The 24,351-nt window shown below is 68.1% G+C and carries 29 protein-coding genes and 1 riboswitch; of the genes, 19 read left to right on the forward strand and 10 right to left on the reverse strand.

Features of this window, described 5'->3' with window-relative positions; genetic code table 11:
- Positions 1–117: 117 nt before the first annotated feature.
- The 5 genes from LE197_RS33520 (at position 118) to LE197_RS33540 (ending at position 5,347) form a co-directional block, all read left to right on the forward strand.
- Positions 118–1,608 carry an APC family permease gene (locus tag LE197_RS33520; RefSeq protein WP_017001906.1) on the forward strand — a complete coding sequence of 497 codons (1,491 nt, stop codon included), beginning with the start codon at positions 118–120 and terminating at the stop codon, positions 1,606–1,608.
- Positions 1,583–2,161 carry a DUF3156 family protein gene (locus tag LE197_RS33525; protein ID WP_003132379.1) on the forward strand — a complete coding sequence of 193 codons (579 nt, stop codon included), beginning with the start codon at positions 1,583–1,585 and terminating at the stop codon, positions 2,159–2,161. Before LE197_RS33520 ends, LE197_RS33525 begins: the two co-directional genes overlap by 26 nt.
- A 160-nt stretch (positions 2,162–2,321) precedes the next feature.
- Complete coding sequence (gene feaR, locus LE197_RS33530) at positions 2,322–3,272, forward strand: transcriptional regulator FeaR (RefSeq protein ID WP_003093343.1); 951 nt, start codon at positions 2,322–2,324, stop codon at positions 3,270–3,272.
- Positions 3,273–3,540: 268 nt separating this feature from the next.
- Positions 3,541–4,425, forward strand: a complete 885-nt coding sequence (locus tag LE197_RS33535) for a dTDP-4-dehydrorhamnose reductase (protein WP_003113045.1) — start codon at positions 3,541–3,543, stop codon at positions 4,423–4,425.
- On the forward strand, positions 4,418–5,347 hold the full coding sequence (locus LE197_RS33540) for an NAD-dependent epimerase/dehydratase family protein (protein WP_003093339.1): 930 nt from the start codon (positions 4,418–4,420) through the stop codon (positions 5,345–5,347). Before LE197_RS33535 ends, LE197_RS33540 begins: the two co-directional genes overlap by 8 nt.
- Here LE197_RS33540 and LE197_RS33545 read toward each other — a convergent pair whose 3' ends face one another.
- The 6 genes from LE197_RS33545 to LE197_RS33570 form a co-directional block, all read right to left on the reverse strand.
- Entirely contained in the window at positions 5,348–5,704 is a 357-nt protein-coding gene (locus LE197_RS33545; protein WP_226033800.1) for a SirB2 family protein, read from the reverse strand. It lies immediately after the preceding gene.
- A gap of 83 nt (positions 5,705–5,787) precedes the next feature.
- On the reverse strand, positions 5,788–6,486 hold the full coding sequence (gene oprG, locus LE197_RS33550) for an outer membrane protein OprG (protein WP_003093337.1): 699 nt from the start codon (positions 6,484–6,486) through the stop codon (positions 5,788–5,790).
- 147 nt (positions 6,487–6,633) lie between these two features.
- Positions 6,634–7,152, reverse strand: a complete 519-nt coding sequence (locus tag LE197_RS33555; protein ID WP_003137628.1) for a DUF3299 domain-containing protein — start codon at positions 7,150–7,152, stop codon at positions 6,634–6,636.
- Positions 7,153–7,169: 17 nt separating this feature from the next.
- Positions 7,170–8,435: an ABC transporter permease gene (locus LE197_RS33560; RefSeq protein ID WP_004355513.1), complete on the reverse strand. Its 1,266-nt coding sequence runs from the start codon at positions 8,433–8,435 to the stop codon at positions 7,170–7,172.
- 2 nt (positions 8,436–8,437) lie between these two features.
- Complete coding sequence (locus LE197_RS33565) at positions 8,438–9,142, reverse strand: ABC transporter ATP-binding protein (protein ID WP_003093325.1); 705 nt, start codon at positions 9,140–9,142, stop codon at positions 8,438–8,440.
- 88 nt (positions 9,143–9,230) lie between these two features.
- Positions 9,231–9,821 carry a DUF2796 domain-containing protein gene (locus LE197_RS33570; RefSeq protein ID WP_034077296.1) on the reverse strand — a complete coding sequence of 197 codons (591 nt, stop codon included), beginning with the start codon at positions 9,819–9,821 and terminating at the stop codon, positions 9,231–9,233.
- A 132-nt stretch (positions 9,822–9,953) separates the two neighbouring features.
- Between LE197_RS33570 and LE197_RS33575 the strand changes: the two genes are divergently transcribed.
- A complete protein-coding gene (locus LE197_RS33575; RefSeq protein ID WP_196752399.1) occupies positions 9,954–10,310 on the forward strand; it encodes a hypothetical protein in 357 nt (118 codons plus the stop codon).
- A 24-nt stretch (positions 10,311–10,334) separates the two neighbouring features.
- Here LE197_RS33575 and trxA read toward each other — a convergent pair whose 3' ends face one another.
- The 3 genes from trxA to LE197_RS33590 all read right to left on the reverse strand — a co-directional run bounded on the left by trxA (position 10,335) and on the right by LE197_RS33590 (position 12,405).
- Entirely contained in the window at positions 10,335–11,204 is an 870-nt protein-coding gene (trxA, locus tag LE197_RS33580) for a thioredoxin (RefSeq protein ID WP_196752400.1), read from the reverse strand.
- Between the two features lie 71 nt (positions 11,205–11,275).
- Positions 11,276–11,938: a class I SAM-dependent methyltransferase gene (locus tag LE197_RS33585; protein WP_003119123.1), complete on the reverse strand. Its 663-nt coding sequence runs from the start codon at positions 11,936–11,938 to the stop codon at positions 11,276–11,278.
- A complete protein-coding gene (locus LE197_RS33590; RefSeq protein ID WP_003113050.1) occupies positions 11,935–12,405 on the reverse strand; it encodes a YbaY family lipoprotein in 471 nt (156 codons plus the stop codon). The genes LE197_RS33585 and LE197_RS33590 overlap by 4 nt, the downstream gene beginning before the upstream one ends.
- Positions 12,406–12,590: 185 nt before the next feature.
- Here LE197_RS33590 and nrdR point away from each other — a divergent pair, with 185 nt between their 5' ends.
- The 13 genes from nrdR to LE197_RS33655 all read left to right on the forward strand — a co-directional run bounded on the left by nrdR (position 12,591) and on the right by LE197_RS33655 (position 22,312).
- Positions 12,591–13,055: a transcriptional regulator NrdR gene (nrdR, locus tag LE197_RS33595; protein WP_003107181.1), complete on the forward strand. Its 465-nt coding sequence runs from the start codon at positions 12,591–12,593 to the stop codon at positions 13,053–13,055.
- Positions 13,052–14,173: a bifunctional diaminohydroxyphosphoribosylaminopyrimidine deaminase/5-amino-6-(5-phosphoribosylamino)uracil reductase RibD gene (gene ribD, locus LE197_RS33600; RefSeq protein ID WP_003107179.1), complete on the forward strand. Its 1,122-nt coding sequence runs from the start codon at positions 13,052–13,054 to the stop codon at positions 14,171–14,173. Before nrdR ends, ribD begins: the two co-directional genes overlap by 4 nt.
- A gap of 81 nt (positions 14,174–14,254) precedes the next feature.
- Positions 14,255–14,417, forward strand: a riboswitch (FMN riboswitch).
- Positions 14,418–14,600: 183 nt separating this feature from the next.
- Positions 14,601–15,260: a riboflavin synthase gene (locus LE197_RS33605; protein ID WP_003093316.1), complete on the forward strand. Its 660-nt coding sequence runs from the start codon at positions 14,601–14,603 to the stop codon at positions 15,258–15,260.
- A 26-nt stretch (positions 15,261–15,286) separates the two neighbouring features.
- Entirely contained in the window at positions 15,287–16,384 is a 1,098-nt protein-coding gene (gene ribBA, locus LE197_RS33610) for a bifunctional 3,4-dihydroxy-2-butanone-4-phosphate synthase/GTP cyclohydrolase II (RefSeq protein WP_003093313.1), read from the forward strand.
- 117 nt (positions 16,385–16,501) lie between these two features.
- The gene (gene ribE / locus LE197_RS33615; RefSeq protein ID WP_003093311.1) at positions 16,502–16,978 is read left to right on the forward strand and encodes a 6,7-dimethyl-8-ribityllumazine synthase; all 477 of its coding nucleotides are present in this window, start codon (positions 16,502–16,504) and stop codon (positions 16,976–16,978) included.
- Complete coding sequence (nusB, locus tag LE197_RS33620) at positions 16,975–17,454, forward strand: transcription antitermination factor NusB (RefSeq protein WP_003093308.1); 480 nt, start codon at positions 16,975–16,977, stop codon at positions 17,452–17,454. Before ribE ends, nusB begins: the two co-directional genes overlap by 4 nt.
- 18 nt (positions 17,455–17,472) lie before the next feature.
- The gene (gene thiL / locus LE197_RS33625) at positions 17,473–18,441 is read left to right on the forward strand and encodes a thiamine-phosphate kinase (protein WP_003113052.1); all 969 of its coding nucleotides are present in this window, start codon (positions 17,473–17,475) and stop codon (positions 18,439–18,441) included.
- Positions 18,434–18,949: a phosphatidylglycerophosphatase A gene (locus LE197_RS33630; protein ID WP_003093304.1), complete on the forward strand. Its 516-nt coding sequence runs from the start codon at positions 18,434–18,436 to the stop codon at positions 18,947–18,949. Before thiL ends, LE197_RS33630 begins: the two co-directional genes overlap by 8 nt.
- 8 nt (positions 18,950–18,957) lie before the next feature.
- Entirely contained in the window at positions 18,958–19,704 is a 747-nt protein-coding gene (locus LE197_RS33635; protein ID WP_003102821.1) for a substrate-binding periplasmic protein, read from the forward strand.
- Between the two features lie 2 nt (positions 19,705–19,706).
- On the forward strand, positions 19,707–20,351 hold the full coding sequence (locus LE197_RS33640) for a TIGR02281 family clan AA aspartic protease (protein ID WP_003102820.1): 645 nt from the start codon (positions 19,707–19,709) through the stop codon (positions 20,349–20,351).
- Positions 20,352–20,481: 130 nt separating this feature from the next.
- Positions 20,482–21,099: a GTP cyclohydrolase II gene (ribA, locus tag LE197_RS33645; RefSeq protein ID WP_003110510.1), complete on the forward strand. Its 618-nt coding sequence runs from the start codon at positions 20,482–20,484 to the stop codon at positions 21,097–21,099.
- On the forward strand, positions 21,096–21,515 hold the full coding sequence (locus tag LE197_RS33650) for a hypothetical protein (RefSeq protein WP_003093296.1): 420 nt from the start codon (positions 21,096–21,098) through the stop codon (positions 21,513–21,515). Before ribA ends, LE197_RS33650 begins: the two co-directional genes overlap by 4 nt.
- Entirely contained in the window at positions 21,515–22,312 is a 798-nt protein-coding gene (locus tag LE197_RS33655; RefSeq protein WP_003132405.1) for a cobalamin-binding protein, read from the forward strand. Before LE197_RS33650 ends, LE197_RS33655 begins: the two co-directional genes overlap by 1 nt.
- Positions 22,313–22,435: 123 nt before the next feature.
- On the opposite strand, the gene dxs is transcribed toward LE197_RS33655, so the two are convergent.
- On the reverse strand, positions 22,436–24,319 hold the full coding sequence (gene dxs, locus LE197_RS33660) for a 1-deoxy-D-xylulose-5-phosphate synthase (RefSeq protein ID WP_112302781.1): 1,884 nt from the start codon (positions 24,317–24,319) through the stop codon (positions 22,436–22,438).
- Positions 24,320–24,351 lie beyond the last annotated feature (32 nt).

Genomic DNA, 24,351 nt, shown 5'->3' on the forward strand with positions numbered 1-24,351 from the left:
GCGGCAGCCTTTTGTTCGACACGCTTCGCCTGCCGGCGGAGCGTACGGGACGCCGGCGCGTCCCGCAGGGCCTGACGCAAGAACAACAACAGCAACGCTGCCGTCGAGGATACGTCGATGTCCAACTCCAGACTCACCCAGCACCTGCTCCGCGGGCGGGTTGGTTTCCCCACCGCCCTGGCCAGTTCGGTCGGGTTGATCATGGCCAGCCCGGTGATCCTCACCGCCACCACCGGCTTCGGCCTGGGCGGCGGAACCTTCGCCGTGGCGATGCTGGTGGCGCTGCTGCTGATGCTGGCGCAGTCCACCACCTTCGCCGAGGCCGCCTGCCTGCTGCCGACCCGTGGCTCGGTCTACGACTACCTGTCGTGCGGCCTCGGGCGCTTCTTCGCGATCACCGGCACGCTGTCGGCCTACCTGATCGTCCATGTGTTCGCCGGCACCGCCGAGACCATGCTCAGCGGCACCATGGCGCTGGTCAACTTCGAGTCGCTGAATACCCTCACCGAGCCGGGCGGCGGCGCCTGGCTGGTGGGCGTCGGTATGGTGCTCTGCTTCGGCCTGCTGAATGCGCTGGGGATCACCGCCTTCGGTCGCGCCGAAGTGATCCTCACCTTCGGCATGTGGAGCACCCTGATGATCTTCGCCGTGGCCGGCCTGTTGCGCCTGCCCGCGGTGGAGTTGCAGGGCTGGTTCGGGGCCTCGATGGTCGGCGACGACCTGCCGACCCTGCTGTCGCTGGTGGGCATGGCGATGTTCATGTTCGTCGGTTGCGAATTCGTCACGCCGCTGGCGCCGGAGGTGCGCCACGCTTCGCGGACCCTGCCGCGGGCGATGGCCCTGGGGTTGATCGGGGTGGCCTGCTGCATGTTCCTCTATGGCGCGGCGATGCGCCGGCAGGTGGAAAACCTCGACCTCGGCGGCGGCCTGCACCTGCTGGAGACGCCGATGGCGATCCCGCGATTCGCCGAGCAGGTGATGGGACCGTTCGGACGCATCTGGCTGGGCGTGGGCCTGCTGTTCGCCGGGGCCGCCACCATCAACACCCTGATGGCCGGCCTGCCGCGGATTCTCTACGGGATGGCGCTGGATGGCGCCTTGCCGAAGGCCTTCACCTACCTGCACCCGCGCTTCAAGACACCGTTGCTGTGCATCGCCGTGGCAGCGGCGATTCCCTGCCTGCACGCCTGGTGGCTGGGCGGCGACAGCGAAGGGATCATCCACCTGGTCCTGGCTGCGGTCTGCGCCTGGGGCACCGCCTACCTGCTGGTGACCCTCTCCGTGGTGCTGCTGCGCATCCGTCGCCCGGACCTGCCGCGCGCCTACCGCTCGCCGCTGTTCCCGTTGCCGCAGCTGTTCTCCAGCGCCGGAATCCTGCTGGGGATGTTCTACATCACGCCGCCGGGTATGAACCCCGCCGACATCTACCTGCCGTTCGCCCTGATGCTCGGCCTGGCGGCCGCCTACGCCCTGTTCTGGACCCTGTGCGTACAGCGGGTGAATCCGTTCCGTCCGCTGGCGGTGGAAGAGGTGCTGGAGAAGGAATTCGCCGAAGAGGACCAGCAGCAGCGGGAGAAGGCGCATGTCCGCCTGGGCGCGCTGGTATGAGCGCCACTGGCGCGACTGGCGGCCAGCCGCCTATCGCCCCGGAGCCACCCTGGCCCTGGTGCGGCGCAACCTGGCTGCGTGCGACGGCGAGGCGCAGGACGGCAGGCTTTTGCTGCGTACGAAAGAGCTGAGCCTCGAGGTTCGCGAGCGGGTCCAGGCGCACCTGTTCATGCATATCGTCAGCACCGAGTTCAGCCTGTTCGTGGCGGCGCCCGGGGGGCCGCCGGCCAGCCTGGAGCTGCGTCACGCCGGTTGCTTGCGGCGTCGCGGCATCCTTTGCAAGGTGCGCAGCGGGAGCGGGCTCGAGCCGTTGCGGGAGGCCTTGCAGGGGGGCGACCGGGCCTTGCTGGAGCAACTCATGCCGCTGGACTTCCGGAGCTTGCGCCTCTGCCGCGACGACAGGGGCTGGACCGTGAGCCTGGAACACCTGGGGGCGTGCGAGGTGGTCAACCGCTTCCCCGCCTATCGCCGCTACATCCCTCTGGTCGCCGAGCAGCGCCTGGCCCTGCTGGGCGCCTTCGCCCAATTGCAGCGCCTGCTTTCTCCCGCCTGAACGGCCCTTGCCGGCTCTCCCGGATGCGTATCCGCCGGTCCATTTGCGCTAGCTTGTGGGTATATCGATAACATGTTAATCATATCGGCAGCGCTGCGTGGCTCGGTAATTGCCGCGCCATACAACAATAACGATGGCCGTTGCCGTCAGGAGGTGCCCGGTGCATACCCTGTCTTCCGCACACAACAGCTTCGAAGCCTGGAACCAGGCGTTGCGCCAGGTCTGCGGGCGCTTCGAGTCGCAGCCCGCGCTGAACCGGACGCTGTTCATCGGCGATATCTCGCGGCAGGACCTCGGCGGCCTGGAGCTGGCGCAGATCCGCACCAACGCAGGGCGCATCGCCCGCCAGGCCACCCATGCCGATCATGACGACGACCGCCACTGCTTCCTGGTCGTCCAGCGCAGCGGCCATGCGCAACTGCGCCAGGGTGGGGACAGCATAGAGCTGGCGCCAGGGGAAATGGCGCTGATGGACTCCGCGGGCGGCTGCGAGATCATTCCCCACGGACTCATCGAACACACCTCGTTCCATCTCTCCCGCGACCAGGTATGCCGGCACCTGCCGCCCAGCCAGCGGGCCTTCGGCAAACTCTCGCCGAACTGCGCCAGCGGTCGCCTGCTCGGCCTGCTGGTGCAGCAGGTGTGCGCCGGAGAACTGCAGCCGTGGGCGGTGGCGGACGAGGGCGGGGCGTTGCAGGAGGCGCTGATCGCCCTGCTCGGGCCGGCGCTACAGCACGCCGGCGAGGAATTGGAGGGACCGCTGGCCGGGCTCTATGGCTACAGTCTGCGCCGGCACGCGGAGCGCCTGATCGAGCAATCCCTGCAGGAGCCGCGCCTGAGTCCGGACATGCTCGCCGGCCGCCTGCGCATCTCGGTGCGCCAGTTGTACCGGTTGTTCGAGGAGCAGGGCGACAGCGTCTGCCGCTACATTCTCCGCCAGCGCCTCAGCCGCAGCGCCGCCGACCTCGGCAACCCACGGCTGCGCGGCGAATCGATCACCTCCATCGCCTTCAAGTGGGGTTTCAGCGACTCGGCGCATTTCAGCCGGGCGTTCAAGAAGCAGTTCGAGGTTTCGCCCAAGGACTATCGGGCCGGCGCGCTACCGGCCTGACGCCGCCGCGCGCTGCCATTCGTCCCGCCGATCCGCGCCGCTGGCGGAGCTGGCCCGGTGAATGCTTGACGCTTCACCGGAGGCACAGCAAGAATGCGGCGTGTCAGGTTGCATGAAAATAACGGCGGCGCTGTCCGGGGTACCTGCCGCGACAAGCAGCACCCGATGCCCGCACCTTTCATGTCGCCAGCGAGGCGCAGGATGTCATTGCCTTGGGGCGTGCGCCGCGTCGCTATTCACTATCAGATTTCGAGTGCCCCCCTACACCATGCGAATGCGCCTGATGCTTTTGGGCGGCGGTAATGCCCTTGGACAGGCGCTGATCCGCCTAGGGGCGGAGGAAGACATCGGTTTCCTCGCGCCCAGACCACCCGAGCAGGGCTGGGATGCCGCCAGCCTCACCACCCTGCTGGACGAAACGCGCCCCGACGCGGTGATCAACCTCGCCTTCTACCACGACTGGTTCCAGGCCGAGCAGGTCGAGGCGGAGCGCCTGGGCGCCCAGGAGCGCGCCGTCGAGCGCCTCGCGGAACTCTGCCAGCACTACGAGATCCTGCTGGTCCAGCCGTCCAGCTACCGGGTCTTCGACGGCGCCCGCGCCACCGCCTACAGCGAGAAGGACGAGACCCTTCCGCTGGGCCTGCGTGGCCAGGCGCTCTGGCGCATGGAGCAGAGCGTGCGCGCGGCCTGCCCGCGACATGTGCTGATCCGCTTCGGCTGGCTGCTGGACGAAAGCCCGAACGGCTTGCTGGGACGTTTCCTCAGCCGCGCCGAACAACCGCAGCCGCTGTTCCTCGCCGACGACCGGCGCGGCAACCCGACGCCGGTGGACGACGCCGCGCGGGTGGTGCTCTCGGTGCTCAAGCAGCTCGACTGCCAGGCGCCGCTGTGGGGCACCTACCACTACGGCGGACTGGAAGCGACCACCACCCTGGCGCTGGGACAGGTGATCCTCAACGAGGCGCGTACCTATCGTTCCAACCTGATCCAGGAGCCTTCGGCGGAGGCCCATGCCGCGCGCCCGGACGCGCTCGACGAGCCGCAGCACGCGGTGATGGTCTGCAAGAAGATCCTCCACACCTTCGGCATCAAGCCGCGCGCCTGGCGCGCAGGTTTGCCGGCTCTATTGGACAGGTACTACAGGCATGTTTGAACGCCCCATCCTGATCACTGGCGGCGCCGGTTTCATCGGCTCCCACCTGACCGACGCGCTGCTGGCGCGCGGCTACCGCGTGCGTGTGCTGGACAACCTGTCCACCGGCAAGCGCGACAACCTGCCCCTGGACGACGAACGGGTAGAGCTGCTCGAAGGCGACGCCGCCGACGCGGCGACCCTGGCGGCCGCCCTGAAGGGCTGCGCGGCGGTCGCCCACCTGGCCGCGGTCGCCTCGGTACAGGCCTCGGTGGACGACCCGGTCGCCACCCACCAGAGCAATTTCATCGCCACCCTGAACCTCTGCGAAGCGATGCGCGAGCAGGGCGTGAAGCGCGTGGTGTTCGCTTCCAGCGCAGCGGTCTACGGGCAGAACGGCGAAGGCACGGCGATCGACGAAGACACCCCGAAGTCGCCGCTGACGCCCTACGCGTCGGACAAGCTGGCCAGCGAGTACTACCTCGATTTCTATCGCCGCCAGCATGGGCTGGAGCCGGCGATCTTCCGCTTCTTCAACGTCTACGGGCCGCGCCAGGACCCGTCCTCGCCCTATTCCGGGGTGATCAGCATATTCACCGAGCGCGCCCTGAAGGGGACGCCGATCACCGTGTTCGGCGACGGCGAGCAGACCCGCGACTTCATCTACGTCGCCGACCTGGTCGATTTCCTGGTCCAGGCGCTGGAGGCGACGGCGGTGGAGCCCGGGGCGGTGAACGTCGGCCTGAATCGCAGCATCAGCCTGAAGCAGTTGCTGGCAGAGATCGGCCAGGTGCTCGGTGGCCTGCCGCCGGTGACCCACGCCGACGCGCGAGCCGGTGACATCAGGCATTCGCGGGCGAACAACGAGCGCCTGCTGCGGCGTTTCCGCTTCGACCAGCCGACGCCGATGGGCGTGGGCCTGGCGCGCCTGCTCGGACGCTGATCACCACCAGGGCTTGTTCAGCGCCAGGTAGAAGATCCCGCCCAGCAGGGTGAGGCTGAGGACGCTGAGCAGGCCCTTGCCGGGGCCCCGCGCCATCCGCAGGGCGAACGCCGCGCAGACGATGTAGCCCAGCAACAGCCCCAGCTTCGCCAGCAGCCAGAGCGGCAGCGGCCAGGGCATCGCCAGGTGCACCAGGCCGAGCGCGCTGAGCAGCAGCAGGGTGTCCACCAGGTGCGGTCCCCAGCGGCGGATGCCGCTGGCCTTGCGCCCCGACCAGTTCCAGGCCAGGCGCCAGACGAACAGGGCGGAGCTGCTGAGGGCGAAGGTGATGTGCAGGGTCTTCAGCCAGAGGTACATGGGGTCCGTTTCCGCAGGATGAAAAAAGGCGCCCGAAGGCGCCTTTTCCCGTTGGGGGCGCAAGCCCCGCGACAGTCTACGACTCAGAACTTGTAGCCGAAACCGATCATGTAGACCCACGGATCGACGTCCACGTCGACCTTGGTCTTGTTCACGCCCAGGGCGCTCGGGCCGTTGATGCTGGCCTTGGTGTCGATGTCCATGTACCAGACGGCCATGTTGAACAGCGCGTGCTCGTTGAGCATGTAGTCGAAGCCCAGTTCGCCGGCCAGGCCCCAGGAGTCCTGCAGCTTCATGCTGCTGAAACCCTGCGCCTTGCGGTTGCTGGCGAGGTCTTCGTCGAAGAAGGTGGTGTAGTTCACGCCCAGGCCGCCGTAGGGCTGGAAGGCGCTGTTGGTACCGCCCATGGGGTAGTACTGGAGCAGCAGGGTCGGCGGCAGTTGCTTGATGTCGGCCAGCTTGCCGTCCAGGCCCGGGCCGAGGCCCTTGACGTCGACCTGGTGGTTGAACGGAGTGGCGGCGACCAGTTCCACGCCCCACTTGTCGGCGAACATGTAGGTGAAGGTCAGGCCGAGCTGGGTGTCGCTGTCGACGGTCGCCTTGGTACCGCGCTGCTTGGCGCCGTCCAGCTTGATGTCGGAACTGCTGTCGTCGGGATCGACGGTGGCGAAGCCGCCACGGATGATGAAGTCACCGGCCTTGTGTCCTTGAATATCCGCAGCGGCGAACGGGGAGGCGACGGTGAGGGCCAGCAGGGAAGCGGTAAGCCAGGACTTACGCATGATGAGCTCCATTCCTTGTATTAGAAAGTGTTGGTGCTGCTAATGGTCAGCCAGCTAACAGTTGCCTTCCTTGACACAGCTCAATCAATCCTAGGAGCAAATGTGACCGCCGCAACGTAAACGGCGCGGCGGATTGTCGCATGTCGTTCAGCTACCTTCGTATTCGTAGGGCGTCACCTTGCTCGCCTGCATGCGGTAGCCGGCCGCCGCCAGCTCGCTGCTGGCGTTCTCCACCTTGAAGGTGCCCTCGACCCAGAACGGCTGGTACAACTCGTCCATCTGCACGCCCTTGGCGGTCTTCACGTAGACGATCTGGTTCGACGGCGGCGGCGGTACGTGGATGCAGGCGCCGTAGTAGGGCACCAGGAGGAACTCGGTGACCAGCCCGGCCTCGCTGATTTCCAGCGGCACGATGTAGCCCGGCAGCTTGGCCTCGATGCCGTCGAGTGCCTTCACCACCGGGGCGTTGGGGCTCTGCTGGCTGGCCGCCGGGCCGGCTTCGCTGAGGGCGTTGGCGAGGTCGTGGATCGGCAGCGGCGCCGGGGCGGGCGGGGCGCCGGCCGGGATCAGTTGCGACCAGGTCAGTTCGCGCGGCGCGGCGCGCGCCACGGCACTGCCCAGGAGCAGGGCGAAAGCCAGCAGGAGGACGGTCAGGGAGCGCAGCATCGGGGAATATCTCCGGGTCATAGGCGGATCGACAGGCCATCGGCCAGGGACTGGCGGTAGGCGCGCCAGGCCGGCACGCAGCCGATCAGCACGGCGGCCGCCAGGATAGCCCCGAGCAGGCTCCACTCATAGTCGCTCGGCCAGGCCAGCGGCAGGTAGATGCCGTAGTTGGCCTGGACGTAGCCCTGGCTGGCGGCGATGCCGAGGTAGAGCAGGCAGAGGCCGAGGGCGACGCCGGCCAGCGCCAGGCTGAAGGCCTCGGCCAGCAGCAGGCCGAAGATGTGCCAGGGGCGCGCGCCCACCGAGCGCAGGATGGCCATCTCCCGGCGGCGCTCGTTGAGGCTGGTGAGGATCGCCGTGAGCATGCCGATCAGGCCGGTGAGGACGACGAACAGCGAGACCACGAACAGTGCCTTCTCGGCGGTGCCCATCAGGCCCCACAGTTCCTGCAGGGCGACACCGGGGAGGATCGCCATTAGCGGTTCGCCGGGATAGTCGTTGACCTCGCGTTGCAGGGCGAAGGTCGCCACCTTGCTCTTCAGGCCGACCAGGAACGCGGTGATCGCCTGTGGTTGCAGGTCCATGTGCCGCGCCTGCTCGGCACTGACGCGCCCGGCGCCCATCGCCGGCACCCCGTTGCGCCAGTCGACGTGCAGCGCCTCCATGCCGGCGAGGGATATGTGCAGGGTGCGGTCCACCGGGGTACCGGTGCGCTGGAGGATGCCGACCACGGTGAACGGCTTGTCGTCGTGCTTGACCAGGCTCACCGTGCTCACCCCATGGGCCAGCACGATCTTCTCGCCGAGCCTGTAGTGCAGGGCTTCGGCCACCTCGGCGCCGAGCACTACGTCGAACAGGTCCTGGCCGAAGGCGCGGCCCTCGGCCAGTTGCAGTTCCTGGCCGCGGCCGTAGCGGTAGTGCTCGAAATAGCCGGCATCGGTACCCATTACCCGGTAGCCGCGGTGCGAGTCGCCGAGGGAGATCGGGATCGCCCACTTCACCCGCGGGTTTTCGGCGAAGTGCCGGTAGCTGTCCCAGCGGATGTTGTTGGTCGCGTTGCCGATGCGGAATACCGAGTAGAGCAGCAGGTTCACCGAGCCGGAGCGCGCGCCGACGATCAGGTCGGTTCCGGAGATGGTACTGGCGAAGCTGGCCTTGGCCTCGGTGCGGACCCGCTCCACCGCCAGCAGCAGGCAGGCGGAGAGGGCGATGGCGAAGATCGTCAGCAGGGCGGTGAAGCGGCGGTTGGCCAGGCTGGCCAGTGCCAGTCGGAAGAGATACATGCTCAGAGTCCTGCCGGCCGGGCGGCGCGGTTGAGATCGGAAAGGGACAGGCTGCGGTCGAACAGCCCGGCCAGGCTCTGGTCGTGGCTGACGAACAGCAGGCTGGCGCCGGCCTCGCGGCATTCGGCGAAGAGCAACTGGAGAAACGCCTCGCGGCTGTCGGCGTCGAGCGCCGAGGTCGGCTCGTCGGCGATCACCAGCTCCGGCTGGCCGATCAGCGCGCGGGCGGCGGCGACCCGCTGCTGCTGGCCGATGGACAGGCTGTCGGCGCGGCGTTCGTGCAGTTCGCCGCCGAGGCCGAGCTGGCCGAGCAGATGGCTGGCGGCCTGCGCCGGGCTACCGTGGCGTTCGCGGGCGCGCTGACGGCGCAACGCGGAAAAGTGACAGGGCAGCTCGACGTTCTCGCGTACCGAGAGGAATGGCAGCAGGTTGAACTGCTGGAAGATGTAGCCGGTGTGGTCGACGCGGAAATGGTCGCGGCGCGCGGCGGACAGCTTTTCCAGGTCCTCGCCGAGCAGGCGGATGCTGCCGCGGCCGGGCTTCTGCACGCCGCCGAGGAGGCCGAGCAGGGTGGTCTTGCCGCTGCCGGAAGGCCCCTTGAGGAACAGGCTCTCGCCGCGTTCGAGATGGAAGCTGGGAATGTCCAGCAACTCCGCCTGGCCGGGCCAGGCGAAGCCGAGGTTGGTCAGGGTGATCAGTGCGCTCATGGGGGTAGGGGCGGAACGCTCCGCCGGAGCCTCGAGAATGGATGGAGGGGCGCCGCGCCGAATCCCTCGCGGCGCCTCCGGAACGATCCTACAGCTTCAGCTCGGCGCTGGCCGGAGCCAGGTCGGCGCCTTTCTGGCCGTCGGGACCGATCAGTTGTACCTGAATTTTCTGGGTGGCGGGGAAGCGCTTGAAGAACTCGGCGAGGGTCAGCAGCTTGAGCAGCTCGGGCTTCTCGCAACTGAGCTGGTAATGGGCGTGGATATCGGCATGACCGTGTTCGTGTTCGTGTTCGTGTTCGTGTTCGTGGCCTGCCTTCTCCTTGTGCGCGTGGGCCGGCGCCTTGTCGCCGAACAGCGGACTCCGCAGTTCCTGGCTGGCCACCGAGCAGCCGGCGGTGACTGGCAGGGCGAACAGCTCCAGCGGTTTTTCCAGCTGCGCGCGGGCATTGGCCACGGCGGCCTTGTCCGCGTCGGTGCTGGCGGCGTGTTCGAAACCGACCAGGTTCATCGCCGGGCTGTCCAGCTCCAGTTCGAGGGTCTTGCCGTCCAGCGCCACGTTCAACTGGGCGACGCCGTGCTCGTGCTTGCCCAGGCTGCCGTGGGCGTGGTCATGGTCGTGGTCGTCATGGGCCTGGGCGGCGAACGGCAGCAAGACGAGGGCTAACAGCAGTGGGCGCATGAACGGGACTCCGGCAAGGAAGGAAAAGAGTTTGTTACGTTATAACGAATTTTTCCGCCTGCCTAGCCTGGCCGATTTGGCCCCTACGCGCCGACGTGGGAGCATGGCGCGATTCGCTTGTGGAGAAACGAGATGGTGCGGATTCGCGGAAGCATCGGCGACTGGCCGGTGGACCTGACCCTGGAACTGGACGCCGAGGATTGGCGCCAGCTGGCGCAACACGTGCCCCCGCCGCCGCTGGGCGAGCCGCAGGTCGCGGCGGCCAGGGCGCCGGCGCCGGCAGCGCCGGTGGATCGCCTATGGCAGATCGCCCAGGACCTGCTGCGCGGCAGCGGGCGGATCGAGGGGCCGCAGTTGCTGGCGGAGTTGGAGGGGTTCAGCGGCAATGCCGGCGCCGCCAAGCAACTGCTGGTGCGCCTGCGGCACGACGCCCGGGTCAAGGTCGAGGTGGTCGACGGCACCCAGGTGTTCGTCTGGCTGGAGGACTGAGCCCCGCGGACGGGGCTCGGCGACTCAGTAGAGCGCCTGGTACAGCTTGCGGCGGTAGGCGGTGACCAGTGGGTGGTCGTTGCCAAGCAGGTCGAAGACCTGCACCAGGGTCTTGCGCGGCAGGTCGTCCTGGTAGCCGCGGTTGCGCAGGAACAGCTTGAGCAGTCCGTCCAGGGCCGCCTCGTACTGCTGCCGGGCGAGCTGCTGGACGGCCAACTGGTAGGCTGCCTCGTCGTCGCCGGCATCGGCCGCCAGGCGGCTCTTCAGCTCTGCGCTGTCGGGCAGGTCGGCAGCCTGGCGCAGGAAGGTCAGCTGCGCGCGGGCGCCGGCCAGGGCCTGCTTGTGCTCGTCGCTCTTCACCGCGTCGAGGATGGCCTGCGCCTCTTCCAGTTCGCCGCGCTCGGCCAGGCAGCGGGCGTAGAGGATCAGCGCCGCGGCGTTCTCGTTGTTCTCCGCCAGCAGGGCTTTCAGGGTCGCTTCGGCGTCGCCGATGCGGCCTTCGGCGAACAGCGCCTGGGCCACTTCCAGCGGGTCTTCGTCGGGCAGCGCCGGTGCTTTCACATGGGGTTCGAGCAGGGCGCGGATCTGCAATTCGGGCTGGGCGCCGGCGAAACCGTCGACCGGCTGGCCATCCTTGAACAGGACCACGGTCGGCAGGCTGCGGATGCCGAAGCGCATCACGATGTCCTGCTCGACGTCGCAGTTGACCTTGGCCAGCAGCAATTCGCCCTGGTAGGACTCGGCGATCTGCGCCAGCAGTGGCATCAGCGCCTTGCACGGGGCGCACCAGTCGGCCCAGAAGTCCACCAGGACCGGCTTGTGGAACGAGTTCTCGATGACCAGCTGCTCGAAGTTGGCGCCGGTGACGTCGAAGATGTAGGGCGTATCGCTCATGTCGATTCTCGGAAACGCAAGGTGGTGACCACTATAAGTGGGGGCGCGCCGCGCGCAAACAAGCCCGTGCCTCAGGCTTGCCCGCGTTCGGCGTGATACAGGCTGACCAGGCGGAATTCGGCGGGCTCGGCGAGGTCCGGCCAGGTACAGGCGTCGAGCACGTCCAGGCGCCGGTACAGCGGATGACGGAAGTCACGGACCCGCGAGTCGGCGACCAGCGCCTGGCGGCCGCGGCTGAGGAACTGGTCGAGCAGCGGCAGGTTGGCGCGGTCGTAGAGCACGTCGGCCACCAGGATCAGGTCGAAGCGATCGTCCTCGGCGAAGAAGTCCGCCGAATAGCTCAGCTCCACTCCGTTCAGTTCGGCGTTCGCCCGGCTCGCTGCCAGCGCCAGGGGATCCAGGTCGCAAGCCACCACCTCGGCGGCGCCGGCGCGGGCCGCGGCGATCGCCGCCACCCCGGAGCCGCTGCCGAAGTCCAGCACGCGCTTGTCGCGGACCCACTGCGGGCGCTCCGCCAGCCAGCGCGCCAGGACCAGCCCGCTGGCCCAGCAGAAGCACCAGTACGGCGGCTCTTCGAGGATGCGGCGGGTTTCCTCCGGGCTGAACTGGCGGTCCATGTTCTGCGCGTCGATCAGCCACAGGCGCAGGTCGGTGCCGGGCAGCGCGGTGGCGCTGAGCCGGGCGTCGCCGAGCAGCTCGCCCAGCGCCTGGGTCAGGGCTTGCGGTGCCGTCACGGCGCGCGTACCAGGCGCAGTTCGCCGAGGGACTGGGTGGTCGGCTGGGCGATCCGCAACGGATGCAGGCGCCAGGCCAACTGGCCGGACTGGATCACCCGCGCGTGCAGTTCGACGCGCAGCGCGCCACCGGCCGGCGGGAAGGATTCGGGGTTGAACGGCAGGCGGAAGGGCATGAGTTCGCCGGTGGCCAGCACCGTCTCGCTGGCCAGCAGCCGCTGTGGACGGTCGCGCTCGTCGATCACCAGCAGTGCCATCTGCACCTCGCTGCCGCGTGGCAGGCTGCCCTGGATGCTGCTCAGCGTTCCGCTCAGCTCGCGCAGGTGGGCCGGTAGCACCGGCTCGACCATGGTCACGCTGCGCGAAGCTTGCGGCGTTGGCGCAGGCTTCGGCTTGTCGCTGGAACAAGCGGCGAGGAGAAGGACGGCCAGCAGGGCGATCGGGCGCAGGGTCATGGGCTGCTCCATAGCGGTGGAATCCGGGCGGCGCTTGTATAGCGCAAAGTGTGATTCTTGTCGCGCTTCGCGTAGTCCGCAACGTCCGATTCCTCTCGCCTTTCCCAGCGTGCCGGCGCCGGTCGATTCTGCGGGTGCTCGGTCGGGCGCGGATGCGCTACCATGCGGCTTCCTTCAGCTACGCCTGTATCAGCACCATGCATTGTCCCTTCTGCGGTGCCCATGACACCAAAGTGATTGACTCGCGACTGGTCGCCGAGGGCGATCAGGTGCGCCGGCGCCGCGAGTGCCTGGCCTGCGGCGAACGCTTCACCACCTTCGAGACCGCCGAGCTGGTCATGCCGCGCCTGATCAAGCAGGACGGCAGCCGCCAGCCGTTCGACGAGGACAAGCTGCGCGCCGGCATGCAGCGCGCCCTGGAGAAGCGTCCGGTCAGCGTCGAGCGCCTGGAAGCGGCCATCGGCCACATCAAGCACCAGTTGCGCGCCACCGGCGAGCGCGAGATCAAGTCGCGGGTGCTGGGCGAACTGGTGATGGCCGAGCTGCAGAAGCTCGACGAGGTCGCCTACATCCGTTTCGCCTCGGTCTACCGGCGCTTCCAGGACCTCAACGAATTCCGCGAGGAGATCGAACGCCTCGCCCGCGAGCCGGCCAAGGAATGAACGCCGCCGACCCGCTGTACATGGCCCGCGCCCTGGAACTGGCGCGCCAGGGGCTGTACTCCACCCATCCGAATCCGCGCGTCGGCTGCGTGCTGGTCAAGGACGGCCAGGTGGTCGGCGAGGGCTGGCACGTCCGCGCCGGCGAGCCGCACGCCGAGGTCCATGCCCTGCGCCAGGCCGGCGAGAATGCACGCGGCGCCACCGCCTACGTGACCCTCGAGCCCTGCAGCCACTTCGGCCGCACCCCGCCGTGCGCCGATGCGCTGGTGGGCGCCGGGGTGGCGCGGGTGGTCGCGGCGATGCAGGATCCCAACCCCGAGGTCGCCGGTCGCGGCCTGCTGCGTCTGATGCAGGCCGGCATCGCGGTGCAGAGCGGCGTCCTCGAAGCCGAGGCGCGAGAACTCAACATCGGTTTCATCAAGCGCATGGAACATGGCCTGCCGTTCGTCCGGGTCAAGCTGGCGATGAGCCTGGACGGGCGCACCGCCATGGCCAGCGGGGAAAGCCAGTGGATCACCGGGCCCTCCGCGCGTTCGGCGGTGCAGCGCTTGCGCGCTCGCTCCAGCGTGGTGTTGTCCGGCGCCGATACGCTGCTGGCAGACGATGCGCGGCTCAACGTACGCCCCGACGAACTGGGCCTGAACGCCGAGCTTACCGCGCTCGCCGCGGCTCGCCAGCCGTTGCGGGTGCTGGTCGACGGGCGCCTGCGGGTGCCGCTGGAGTCGGCGTTCTACCAGGCCGGTCCGGCGCTGGTGGCGACCTGCGCCGCCGCCTCGGCGCGCGAACGCTTCCAGGACGCCGGCCACGAACTGCTGGCGCTGCCCTCCGCCGAGGGCCACGTCGATTTGCACAAGCTGCTCCTGGAACTGGCGGCGCGCGGCGCCAACGAAGTGCTGGTGGAGGCCGGCCCGCGTCTGGCCGGCGCCTTCGCCCGGCTGGGGCTGGTGGATGAGTACCGGCTGTTCGTCGCGCCGAAGTTCCTCGGCTCCAGCGCCCGCCCTTTGCTCGACTGGCCGCTGGCGCGGATGGCCGATGCGGCGCAGTTGCGGATCGACGACATCCGCGCGGTGGGCGACGACTGGCTGGTCACCGCGCGGCCCCATCCGCGGGACGCCTGAACTTCGCTGCGCGGCGACGCGGCGGACGATGCACAAGCGGCGCAACTGTGGTAAAACGCCACACGGCCATCTCGGTGGCCGTAACGTTCTCAGGGCGGGGTGAAAGTCCCCACCGGCGGTAATGGCGCGCAAGGCGCCTAGCCCGCGAGCGCTTGCCGGACCGGCCACCGCCGGACGACAAGGTCAGCAGACCCGGTGCGATTCCGGGGCCGACGGTCATAGTCCGGATAAAGAGAGAACGGGATTGCCTGCCTGGGCGTACCCTGTGCGCCCGCAAGATCCCCTTCGATCCAAAAAGCCCTGTTTTTCACGAAACAGGAGTTCGTCATATGTCTTCATCTTGGAATACCCGCGCTATGGCACGCAGGCCGCTCGGCGTCGCGCCGGCCATGCTGTGCGCCTGTGCGGCGGAAAAACGGGAGGTCGCATGTTCACCGGCATAATCGAGTCGATCGGCAGCGTCCGCGCAATGACGCCCAAGGGCGGCGACCTGCGGGTCTACATCGCCACCGGCAAGCTCGACCTGGGCGACGTCAAGCTCGGCGACAGCATCGCGGTCAACGGCGTCTGCCTGACCGCGGTGGAACTGCCCGGCGATGGCTTCTGGGCCGACGTCAGCCGCGAGAGCCTGGCGCGCACCGCCTTCCAGCACCTGAAGGTGGGCAGCCGGGTGAACCTGGAAAAGGCCCTGACGCCGACCACCCGCCTCGGCGGACACCTGGTGAGCGGCCACGTCGACGGCGTCGGCGAGGTGCTCAAGCGCGAGGAGAACGCCCGCGCCATCCAGTTCACCGTGCGTGCCCCGCGCGAACTGGCCAGGTACATCGCGCACAAGGGCTCGATCACCGTCGACGGCACCAGCCTCACGGTGAACGCGGTGAACGGCGCGGAGTTCGAGCTGACCATCGTCCCGCATACGCTCAGCGAAACCATCATGGCCGAGTACCAGCCCGGACGCCGGGTCAACCTCGAGGTCGACCTGCTGGCCCGTTACCTGGAGCGCCTGCTGCTTGGCGACAAGGCCGCCGAGCCCAGCGCCTCCGGCATCAGCGAAGCGTTTCTCGCCGAGAACGGTTTTCTCAAGTAACCCACGAATTGCATAAGGGGGTGCCCATGGCACTCAACACGATCGACGAACTGATCGAAGACATCCGCCAAGGCAAGATGGTCATCCTGATGGATGACGAGGACCGCGAGAACGAAGGCGACCTGATCATGGCCGCCGAATGCGTCCGCACCGAAGACATCAACTTCATGGTCAAGCATGCCCGCGGCCTGGTCTGCATGCCGATGACCCGCGAGCGTTGCGAGCGCCTCGGCCTGCCGCTGATGGTGCAGCGCAACGGCTCCGGCTTCGGCACCAAGTTCACTGTCTCCATCGAGGCCGCCGAGGGCGTCACCACCGGCATCTCCGCCGCGGACCGCGCCCGCACCGTGCAGGCTGCGGCGGCGAAGAACGCCGTGGCCGCCGACATCGTCAGCCCCGGCCACATCTTCCCGCTGATGGCCCAGCCGGGCGGTACCCTGGCTCGCGCCGGGCACACCGAGGCGGCCTGCGACCTGGCGCGGATGGCCGGGTTCGAGCCGTCCGGGGTGATCTGCGAGGTGATGAACGACGACGGCAGCATGGCTCGCCGGCCCGAACTGGAGGCGTTCGCCGCCGAGCACGGGATCAAGATCGGCACCATCGCCGACCTGATCCACTACCGGCTGATCCACGAGCGCACCGTCGAGCGCATCGCCGAGCAGCCGCTCGACAGCGAACTGGGCCACTTCAACCTGATCACCTACCGCGACTCGGTGGAGGGCGACGTGCACCTGGCGCTGACCCTCGGCAAGGTCTGCGCGGAAGAGCCGACCCTGGTCCGCGTGCATAACATGGACCCGCTGCGCGACCTGCTGCAGGTCAACCAGCCGGGCCGCTGGAGCCTGCGCGCGGCGATGACCAAGGTCGCCGAGGCGGGCAGCGGCGTGGTGCTGCTGCTCGGTCACCAGATCGGCGGCGACGACCTGCTCGCCCATGTCCGCGAGATCGCTTCGGCGCCGGCTCCGGCGCCCAAGGCCACCACCACCTACAGCACCGTCGGTGCCGGTTCGCAGATCCTGCGCGACCTCGGCGTGCGCAAGATGCGCCTGCTGAGTGCGCCGATGCGCTTCAATGCGATATCCGGTTTCGACCTGGAAGTTGTAGAATACCTGCCCGCCGAATAAGGCCTGTCCCGCCCGCCGCGTGCAAGATCGCGGTGGGCGCTATGCTGGACGGACCTTTCGACCCTTTTCGCTCGGGGCGCAACGGCGTCCCGGCTCTTTAACAGATGAGACCTGCTCATGACCCTGAAGACCATCGAAGGTACCTTCATTGCCCCCAAAGGCCGCTACGCCCTGGTGGTCGGCCGCTTCAACAGCTTCGTCGTGGAAAGCCTGGTCAGCGGCGCCGTCGACGCCCTGGTCCGCCACGGCGTGGCTGAAAGCGAGATCACCATCATCCGCGCCCCGGGTGCCTTCGAGATCCCGCTGGTGACCCAGAAGGTCGCCCAGCAAGGCGGCTTCGACGCCATCATCGCCCTCGGCGCGGTGATCCGTGGCGGCACCCCGCACTTCGAATACGTGGCTGGCGAGTGCACCAAGGGCCTGGCCCAGGTGTCCCTGCAGTTCGGTATCCCGGTCGCCTTCGGCGTCCTCACCGTCGACTCCATCGAGCAGGCCATCGAGCGCTCCGGCACCAAGGCCGGCAACAAGGGCGCCGAAGCCGCGCTGTCGGCCCTGGAAATGGTCAGCCTGCTGGCGCAGTTGGAGGCCAAGTGAGCAATCAAGACAGCGGCAACCCGGCAGCCAAGCCGCCGAAAGGCAAGACCGCCGCTCGCCGCAAGGCCCGCAGCCTGGCCGTCCAGGCCCTGTACTCCTGGCAGATCGCCGGCCAGCCCCTGCACGAGATCGAGGCGCAGTTCCGCACCGACAACGACTTCTCCGAGGTCGACGGCGCCTACTTCCACGAGATCCTGCACGGCGTGCCGCGACAGAAGAGCGAGCTGGACTCCACCTTCGAGCCCTGCCTGGACCGCCCGCTGGCCGAGATCGACCCGGTCGAGCTGGCCATCCTGCGGCTGTCCACCTACGAGCTGCGCAACCGCATCGACGTGCCCTACAAGGTAGTGATCAACGAGGGCATCGAGCTGGCCAAGACCTTCGGCGCCACCGACGGCCACAAGTTCGTCAACGGCGTGCTCGACAAGCTGGCGCCGCGCCTGCGCGCCGCCGAGCTGCGCGGCGGCAAGCGCTGATCCCGCGCCGGCGGCGTCATGGGTGAGTTCGAGCTGATCCGCCGCTTCTTCGCCGCGGCCGCCTGCGCGGCGCCGGCGGCGGACGTGGCCCTCGGCATCGGCGACGACTGCGCCCTGCTGGCGCCGCCAGCCGGCGAACAACTGGCGGTCTCCACCGATACCCTGGTGGAAGGCGTGCATTTTCCCGCCGGTTGCGACCCTTTCCTTCTTGCCCAGCGCGCCCTGGCGGTCTCCGCCAGCGACCTGGCGGCGATGGGCGCCGCGCCCCTGGCCTTCACCCTGGCCCTGACCTTGCCGCAGGCCGACGCCGAGTGGTTGCAGGGCTTCGCCCGCGGCCTCGACGCCATGGCCCGGCAGTGCGGCCTGGCCCTGGTCGGCGGCGACACCACGCGCGGCCCGCTGAGCATGACCCTGACCGTATTCGGCAGGGTGCCGGCCGGCCAGGCGCTGACCCGCGCCGGTGCGCGCCCGGGCGACCTGCTCTGCGTCGGGGGCCCGCTCGGCGAGGCTGGAGCGGCGCTGGAACTGGTGCTGGAGCGAAGATCGGCGCCCGCCGAGGTGGCCGAACCGCTGCTGGCGCGCTACTGGACGCCGGCCCCGCAATTCGGTCTGGGCCTCGCCCTGCGCGGCAAGGCCAGCGCCGCCCTGGACATCTCCGACGGGCTGCTCGCCGACTGCGGGCATATCGCCCGCGCTTCCGGCGTTGCCCTGTTGGTCGAATGCCAGCGCTTGCAGGCAAGCGCCGCGTTGAGCGGCCTGCTCGCCGGCGAGGAAGCCTTGCGCCAGCAACTGGCCGCCGGCGACGACTACGTGCTGGTTTTCACCCTGCCGCCTGAGTACCTTGGCGAGATTCGCGCCGCGTGGCCGGCCATGGCCGTCATCGGCCGGGTCGAGGCGGGACAGGGGGTGCACCTGCTCGACGCCGACGGAAAGGAACTCATACCGGCCGCGGCCGGTTACCAACATTTCGGAACCCAACGTGACTGAGCATCCTGATCAGGCGCCGGCGCAGCCGGTGCCGCCGTCGGTCTGGCGCAATCCCTGGCATTTCCTCGCCTTCGGCTTCGGCTCCGGCACCCTGCCCAAGGCGCCGGGCACCTGGGGGTCGCTGGTGGCCATCCCGTTCATCCCGCTGTGGCAGATGCTGCCGGACTGGGGCTACTGGCTGATGCTGGGAGTGACCATGCTGTTCGGCTTCTGGCTGTGCGGCAAGGTCGCCGACGACCTGCGCGTGCACGACCACGAAGGCATCGTCTGGGACGAGATGGTCGGCATGTGGATAACCCTCTGGCTGGTGCCGGAGGGCTGGTGGTGGCTGCTGATCGGCTTCGTCGTGTTCCGCATCGTGGATATTCTCAAGCCCTGGCCGATCAGTTGGGTGGACCGCAACGTGCACGGCGGCGTCGGGATCATGCTCGACGACGTCCTGGCCGGGGTATTCGCCTGGCTGGTCATGCAGGGTCTAGTCTGGGGATGGGTACACTGGCTGGTCTGAGGCCTCCCATGCGTCTGCTCGTCCTGTTCTGCTGCCTGTGGCTGCTGCCCGGCGTCGCTTCCGCCGCCCCCTCCGTGGGCGAGATCCGCGTGGTCAGCGAAACCTGGACGCGCTACACCCAGGAGGACGGTCGCGGGGTGGCCTGGGACCTGCTGCGGGCCGTCTACGAGCCGGCCGGGGTACGCCTGCGGATCGCCAACGAGCCCTATACCCGGGCGGTCGGCCTGGTCCTGCGCGGCGAGGCCGACGCCTGGGTCGGCGCCTACCGCGGGGAAATCGACGAAGCGCTTTATCCTCGCTGGCCCTATGACGTCGATCCGATCGCCGTGCTTTCCCTGAAAGACAATCCGCCGCCGCCACTGGAGGGCCTGAGCCGGTTCCGCCTGTCATGGATGCGTGGCTACGCCTTCGCCCGCTATTTCCCTACCCTGACCCCGCACAGCGAGTTGCAGCGCCGCACCTCGGCGCTGCCGATGCTGCTCAACCACCGGGTCGACTATTTCATCGATTCGCGTCCGGAACTCGAGGAAATGCTCGCAGGGGCCGGAGCGCTGGCGGCTGAGTACCGCATCACCGACGTCACTCGGTTGCCGCTGTATCTTGGCTTCTCCGATTCCCCCAGGGGCCGTGAGCTGCTGGCGCTGTTCGACCGGCGCATGCGGCAGTTGCATGCCAGCGGCGAGCTGGAGCGGATCTTCGCCCGCTGGAACTGGCCCTATGCGCCGTTGAAGGCAATCCTGCCACCCAAGGAGTGATCATGCTGCGGCTGTGCGTCGCCCTGTTTTCCAGCGCTCTCGCGTTGTCCTCGCTGGCCGCGCCCCAGGTGTTCGTGGTCGGCCTGTTCCCCGGCGCGGCGGTACTCAACGTCGATGGCCAGCGCAAGCTGGTCAGGGTCGGCCAGACCGGCCCGCAGGGCGTCCAGGTGGTCAGCGCCGACAGCCGCAAGGCGGTGCTGCGGATCGACGGCGTCGAGCGCACCTACGAACTGAGCCGCGAATACAACGAGGCAGGCTATTCGGCGCCGCAGCGGCAAAGCTTCAGCATAGCCCGCGGTACGGGCGGGCACTATTGGGTGGCTGGCTCGGTGAACGGGCAGAACATGCAGTTCCTGGTGGATACCGGCGCCACCAGCATCGCCATGAACGAGAACGAGGCGCGCCGCCTGGGTATCGATTACCGGGTGGACGGCAAGCCGATGGTCGCCTCCACTGCCAGCGGAACCTCGCGCGGCTGGCGGGTGACCCTGGACCGGGTGAAGATCGGCGGTATCGAGTTGCTGGGTGTCGAGGCGGCGGTGATCGAGGGTGGCTATCCGACCGAAGCCCTGCTCGGCATGAGTTTCCTCAACCGGGTGCGTTGGCGCGAGGAACAGGGAATGCTGCTTATCGAGGCCAAGCATTGAATGTCGCTCGCTCATAACCCGGGGTTCTATTCATCGTCCATCTCGATAGGTATTTGCGGCATTTCGAGCTGACCGGGCGCCGGACGCTGCTGGTACAATGGCGGACTTCCGTTTCCCTAGGAGTTCCCCGGTGTCCGTCGTGTTCGTCGCCGCCTCCAAACTGCCGACTCCCTTCGGCGAATTCACCATGCATGGTTTCCTCGACGAGGAGAGCGGCAAGGAACATGTAGCCCTGAGCATGGGCGACATCGCCGATGGCGCGCCGGTGCTTGGTCGCCTGCATTCCGAATGCCTGACCGGCGACGCGCTGTTCAGCCTGCGCTGCGATTGCGGTTTCCAGCTGGAAGGCGCGCTTGCCGCCATCGCCGAGGAGGGCCGCGGCGTGCTCCTCTACCTGCGCCAGGAAGGTCGCGGCATCGGCCTGCTGAACAAGATCCGTGCCTATGAATTGCAGGATGGCGGTGCCGACACCGTCGAGGCGAACCTGCAACTGGGTTTTGGCGCCGACCAGCGCGACTACGCCATGTGCCAGCCGATGCTCGCGCACCTGGGCGTCTCCTCCCTGCGCCTGATGACCAACAATCCGCGCAAGGTCAAGGCGCTGGAAAGCTACGCCATCACCGTGGCGGAGCGCGTGCCGCTGCAAAAGGGCCTGAACAAGCACAACAGGCGCTACCTGGCGACCAAGGCCGGCAAGCTCGGGCACATGCTCGGCAGCCTGCACCAGGGCGAGGCGGAAACCACGTGAGTCGCCAGCAAGCCCGCGGCGCGCTGGGACGTGCCTGGTGGTTGCAACTGGCGTTGGCGCTGTTGCCGCTGATCCTGGTCGAGTTCTTCCTCGGCGAACTGCAACCCCTTCCCCATGGCCTGGCGATGCCGCTGTTCATCGCCGCGCTGCTGTCGATGTTCGTCAACCTGCCGCTGTTCGGTGCCTACAAGCGTGGTCTCATCGCCACCCAGAAAGCGCTGGATACGGCGGAGGAAGCCGCCGCCTGGACCCGTCTGGCGCAGGTGCGCCGCAAGGCCCTGTTCGGCGCCAGCCTGCCGGCCTGGATCGGCGTGCCGGGTGTGTTCGCCGGGCTCAACGGCGTTGCGCTGATCCTGCTCGGGATCACCAGCCTGGTGCTGTTCTGGCTCTACCGTATTCCGCGTCAACTCGGTTGATGCGCTCGTTCTGGCTGCTCGCCTGCCTGCTCCTCAGCCTTTCCGCCGGGGCGGCGCAGCGGGTGGTCAGCCTGGCGCCTTCGCTGACCGACAGCGTCCTCGAACTCGGCGCCGCGCGCCGCCTGGTCGGCGTGCTGGATGGTGGCGAGCGTCCGGCGGCGATTGGCGACCTGCCTTCCGTCGGCCGCTACGGCCAGGTCAATCTCGAACGCCTGCTGGAACTGCAGCCCGATCTGATCCTGGTCTGGCCCGGCAGCGTGCCCGAGGCGCAGTTGCAGCGTCTGCGGGACTTCGGCATCGCCCTCTTCATCGCCGAACCGCACAGCCTCGACGAACTGGCCCTGCAACTGGCTGCGCTGGGCGAGGCATTGGGCGAGGCCGAGGCCGGCCAGCGGCTGTCGACCAGGTTCCGCGAAGGCATGCGGCGCCTGGCCGAGCGCTACCGGCGGGACAAGCCGCTGAAGGTGTTCTACCAGGTCTGGGACCGGCCGCTGTACACCATTGGCGGACGCCAGGTGATCAGCGATGCGCTGCGCGTCTGCGGTGCCGAGAACCTGTTCGGCGACCTGCCGCAGCCGGCGCCGCAGGTCAGCGTCGAGGCGGTTCTGGCGCGCGATCCGGCGGTCATCGTCGCCGGCAGTCACGCCCAGCTCGAACTCTGGCGGCAATGGCCGGCGCTGGCGGCGACGCGGCGCGGACAGCTGTACCGGATCGAAGACAAGAACCTTGAGCGGCCGAGCTTCGCCATGCTGGCGGCGACCGAGAAACTCTGCCGCTCGCTCGCCGGGGCGCGCTGAATGCTTGCCGGTATCGCGCTGTACCGGCGAATAACGCCGGTGGCGTTATTCGCCCTACGGGCAATTGGGGGGTAGGGCGAATAACCGCAACGCGGTTATCCGCCGTTGTCGCTGGGTTTGGCGCTATTGCCGGTCGAGACGCTGGCGTACCGCCTTTTCGATGCCCGCGGCATCCAGGCCGCATTCGGCGAGCATCTCGCTGGGCTTGGCGTGTTCGACGTAGTAGTCGGGCAGGCCCAGTTGCAGCAGCGGGACTTCGAGGCCCTCGCTGGCGAGGAACTCGCCGACCGCCGAGCCGGCGCCGCCCATCACGGCGTTTTCCTCGATGGTCACCAGCAGTTCGTGGCTGCCCGCCAGTTCGCGTACCAGGGCTTCGTCGAGGGGTTTGACGAAACGCATGTCGACGACCGTGGCGTCGAGGCTTTCGGCGACCTTCATCGCCTCCGCCAACTGCACGCCGAAGACCAGCAGTGCGACCCTGCCGCCGCGCCGACGGACCACGGCCTTGCCGATCTCCACCGGTTGCAGGTCCGGATCGATCGGATGGTTGGGGCCGCTGCCGCGCGGATAGCGCACCGCGGCCGGGCCATCGAACAGGTAGCCGGTGGTGAGCAGCTTGCGCAGCTCGTCCTCGTCGCTGGGGGTCATCACCAGCATGCCGGGGATGCAGCGCAGGTAGGAGATGTCGAAGCTACCGGCGTGGGTCGGGCCGTCCTCGCCGACCAGGCCGGCGCGGTCGATGGCGAACAGCACGTCGAGGTGCTGCACGGCGACGTCATGGATCAACTGGTCGTAGGCGCGCTGGAGGAAGGTCGAGTAGATCGCTACCACCGGCTTCATGCCCTCGCAGGCCATGCCGGCGGCCAGGGTCACGGCATGCTGTTCGGCGATGGCGACGTCGAAGTAGCGTTCCGGGTAGCGTTCGCTGAAGGCCACCAGGTCGGAACCTTCCTTCATCGCCGGGGTGATGCCGAGCAGGCGCGCGTCCTGGGCGGCCATGTCGCACAGCCACTGGCCGAAGACGCTGGAATACTTGGGTCCGCCGGTCTTCTTCGGCGCACTGCCGGGAGCTTCCAGCTTGGTGATCGCGTGGTAGCCGATCGGATCCAGTTCGGCCGGGGCGAAGCCCTTGCCTTTCTTGGTCACCACATGGAGGAACTGCGGGCCCTTCATGTCGCGCATGTTGCGCAGGGTAGCCACCAGGGTCGGCAGGTCGTGGCCGTCGATCGGGCCTATGTAGTTCCAGCCGAGCTCCTCGAACAGGGTGCCGGGGACCAGCATGCCCTTGGCGTATTCCTCGGTGCGCCGGGCGATCTCCCAGGCCCCGGGCAGGCGCGAGAGCACCTTCTTGCTGCCCTCGCGCATGCTGCTATAGGTGCGGCTGGAGAGGATCTTCGCCAGGTAGTTGGAGAGCCCGCCGACGTTGTGCGAGATCGACATGTCGTTGTCGTTGAGGATCACCAGCATGTCGGCGTCGACTTCCGAGGCGTGGTTGAGTGCCTCGAAGGCCATGCCGGCGGTCAGCGCACCGTCGCCGATCACGGCCACCGACTTACGCTCCTTGCCTTGCAGGCGGGCGGCGATGGCCATGCCCAGGGCGGCGCTGATGGAGGTGCTGGAGTGGCCGACGCCGAAGGTGTCGTACTCGCTCTCTGCGCGGCGCGGGAAGGCCGCCAGGCCGTTCTTCTGGCGCAGGGTGCCCATCAGCTCGCGGCGTTCGGTGAGGATCTTGTGCGGATAGGCCTGGTGGCCGACGTCCCAGACCAGGCGGTCGTCCGGAGTGTCGAAGACGTAATGCAGGGCGATGGTCAGCTCGACCACGCCGAGGCCGGCGCCGAAATGACCGCCGGTCTGGCCGACGGTATACAGCAGGTACTGGCGCAGCTCGTCGGCCAGGGTTTCCAGGTCCGCCTCGCCCAGCCGGCGCAGTTCGGCCGGCGAAGAGGCGCGGTCGAGCAGGGGCGTGGCGGGGCGCTCGCGGGGAATCTCATGGAGCGTCTTGGGCATCAGGCTGTCGTTATGCAATCCGGAGAGGCCAG

This window comes from Pseudomonas sp. PS1(2021), from assembly GCF_020405165.1.
GTDB lineage: Bacteria > Pseudomonadota > Gammaproteobacteria > Pseudomonadales > Pseudomonadaceae > Pseudomonas > Pseudomonas aeruginosa.

Excerpts from the sequence above, each read along its gene's own strand:
- LE197_RS33520 (WP_017001906.1), top strand. The coding sequence starts at position 118 with ATGTCCAACTCCAGACTCACCCAGCACCTGCTCCGCGGGCGGGTTGGT.
- LE197_RS33525 (WP_003132379.1), top strand. The coding sequence starts at position 1,583 with ATGTCCGCCTGGGCGCGCTGGTATGAGCGCCACTGGCGCGACTGGCGG.
- LE197_RS33535 (WP_003113045.1), top strand. The coding sequence starts at position 3,541 with ATGCGAATGCGCCTGATGCTTTTGGGCGGCGGTAATGCCCTTGGACAG.
- LE197_RS33540 (WP_003093339.1), top strand. The coding sequence starts at position 4,418 with ATGTTTGAACGCCCCATCCTGATCACTGGCGGCGCCGGTTTCATCGGC.
- LE197_RS33545 (WP_226033800.1), bottom strand. The coding sequence starts at position 5,704 with ATGTACCTCTGGCTGAAGACCCTGCACATCACCTTCGCCCTCAGCAGC.
- oprG (WP_003093337.1), bottom strand. The coding sequence starts at position 6,486 with ATGCGTAAGTCCTGGCTTACCGCTTCCCTGCTGGCCCTCACCGTCGCC.
- LE197_RS33555 (WP_003137628.1), bottom strand. The coding sequence starts at position 7,152 with ATGCTGCGCTCCCTGACCGTCCTCCTGCTGGCTTTCGCCCTGCTCCTG.
- LE197_RS33560 (WP_004355513.1), bottom strand. The coding sequence starts at position 8,435 with ATGTATCTCTTCCGACTGGCACTGGCCAGCCTGGCCAACCGCCGCTTC.
- LE197_RS33565 (WP_003093325.1), bottom strand. The coding sequence starts at position 9,142 with ATGAGCGCACTGATCACCCTGACCAACCTCGGCTTCGCCTGGCCCGGC.
- LE197_RS33570 (WP_034077296.1), bottom strand. The coding sequence starts at position 9,821 with ATGCGCCCACTGCTGTTAGCCCTCGTCTTGCTGCCGTTCGCCGCCCAG.
- LE197_RS33575 (WP_196752399.1), top strand. The coding sequence starts at position 9,954 with ATGGTGCGGATTCGCGGAAGCATCGGCGACTGGCCGGTGGACCTGACC.
- trxA (WP_196752400.1), bottom strand. The coding sequence starts at position 11,204 with ATGAGCGATACGCCCTACATCTTCGACGTCACCGGCGCCAACTTCGAG.
- LE197_RS33590 (WP_003113050.1), bottom strand. The coding sequence starts at position 12,405 with ATGGAGCAGCCCATGACCCTGCGCCCGATCGCCCTGCTGGCCGTCCTT.
- nrdR (WP_003107181.1), top strand. The coding sequence starts at position 12,591 with ATGCATTGTCCCTTCTGCGGTGCCCATGACACCAAAGTGATTGACTCG.
- ribD (WP_003107179.1), top strand. The coding sequence starts at position 13,052 with ATGAACGCCGCCGACCCGCTGTACATGGCCCGCGCCCTGGAACTGGCG.
- LE197_RS33605 (WP_003093316.1), top strand. The coding sequence starts at position 14,601 with ATGTTCACCGGCATAATCGAGTCGATCGGCAGCGTCCGCGCAATGACG.
- ribBA (WP_003093313.1), top strand. The coding sequence starts at position 15,287 with ATGGCACTCAACACGATCGACGAACTGATCGAAGACATCCGCCAAGGC.
- ribE (WP_003093311.1), top strand. The coding sequence starts at position 16,502 with ATGACCCTGAAGACCATCGAAGGTACCTTCATTGCCCCCAAAGGCCGC.
- thiL (WP_003113052.1), top strand. The coding sequence starts at position 17,473 with ATGGGTGAGTTCGAGCTGATCCGCCGCTTCTTCGCCGCGGCCGCCTGC.
- LE197_RS33635 (WP_003102821.1), top strand. The coding sequence starts at position 18,958 with ATGCGTCTGCTCGTCCTGTTCTGCTGCCTGTGGCTGCTGCCCGGCGTC.
- LE197_RS33640 (WP_003102820.1), top strand. The coding sequence starts at position 19,707 with ATGCTGCGGCTGTGCGTCGCCCTGTTTTCCAGCGCTCTCGCGTTGTCC.
- LE197_RS33655 (WP_003132405.1), top strand. The coding sequence starts at position 21,515 with ATGCGCTCGTTCTGGCTGCTCGCCTGCCTGCTCCTCAGCCTTTCCGCC.
- dxs (WP_112302781.1), bottom strand. The coding sequence starts at position 24,319 with ATGCCCAAGACGCTCCATGAGATTCCCCGCGAGCGCCCCGCCACGCCC.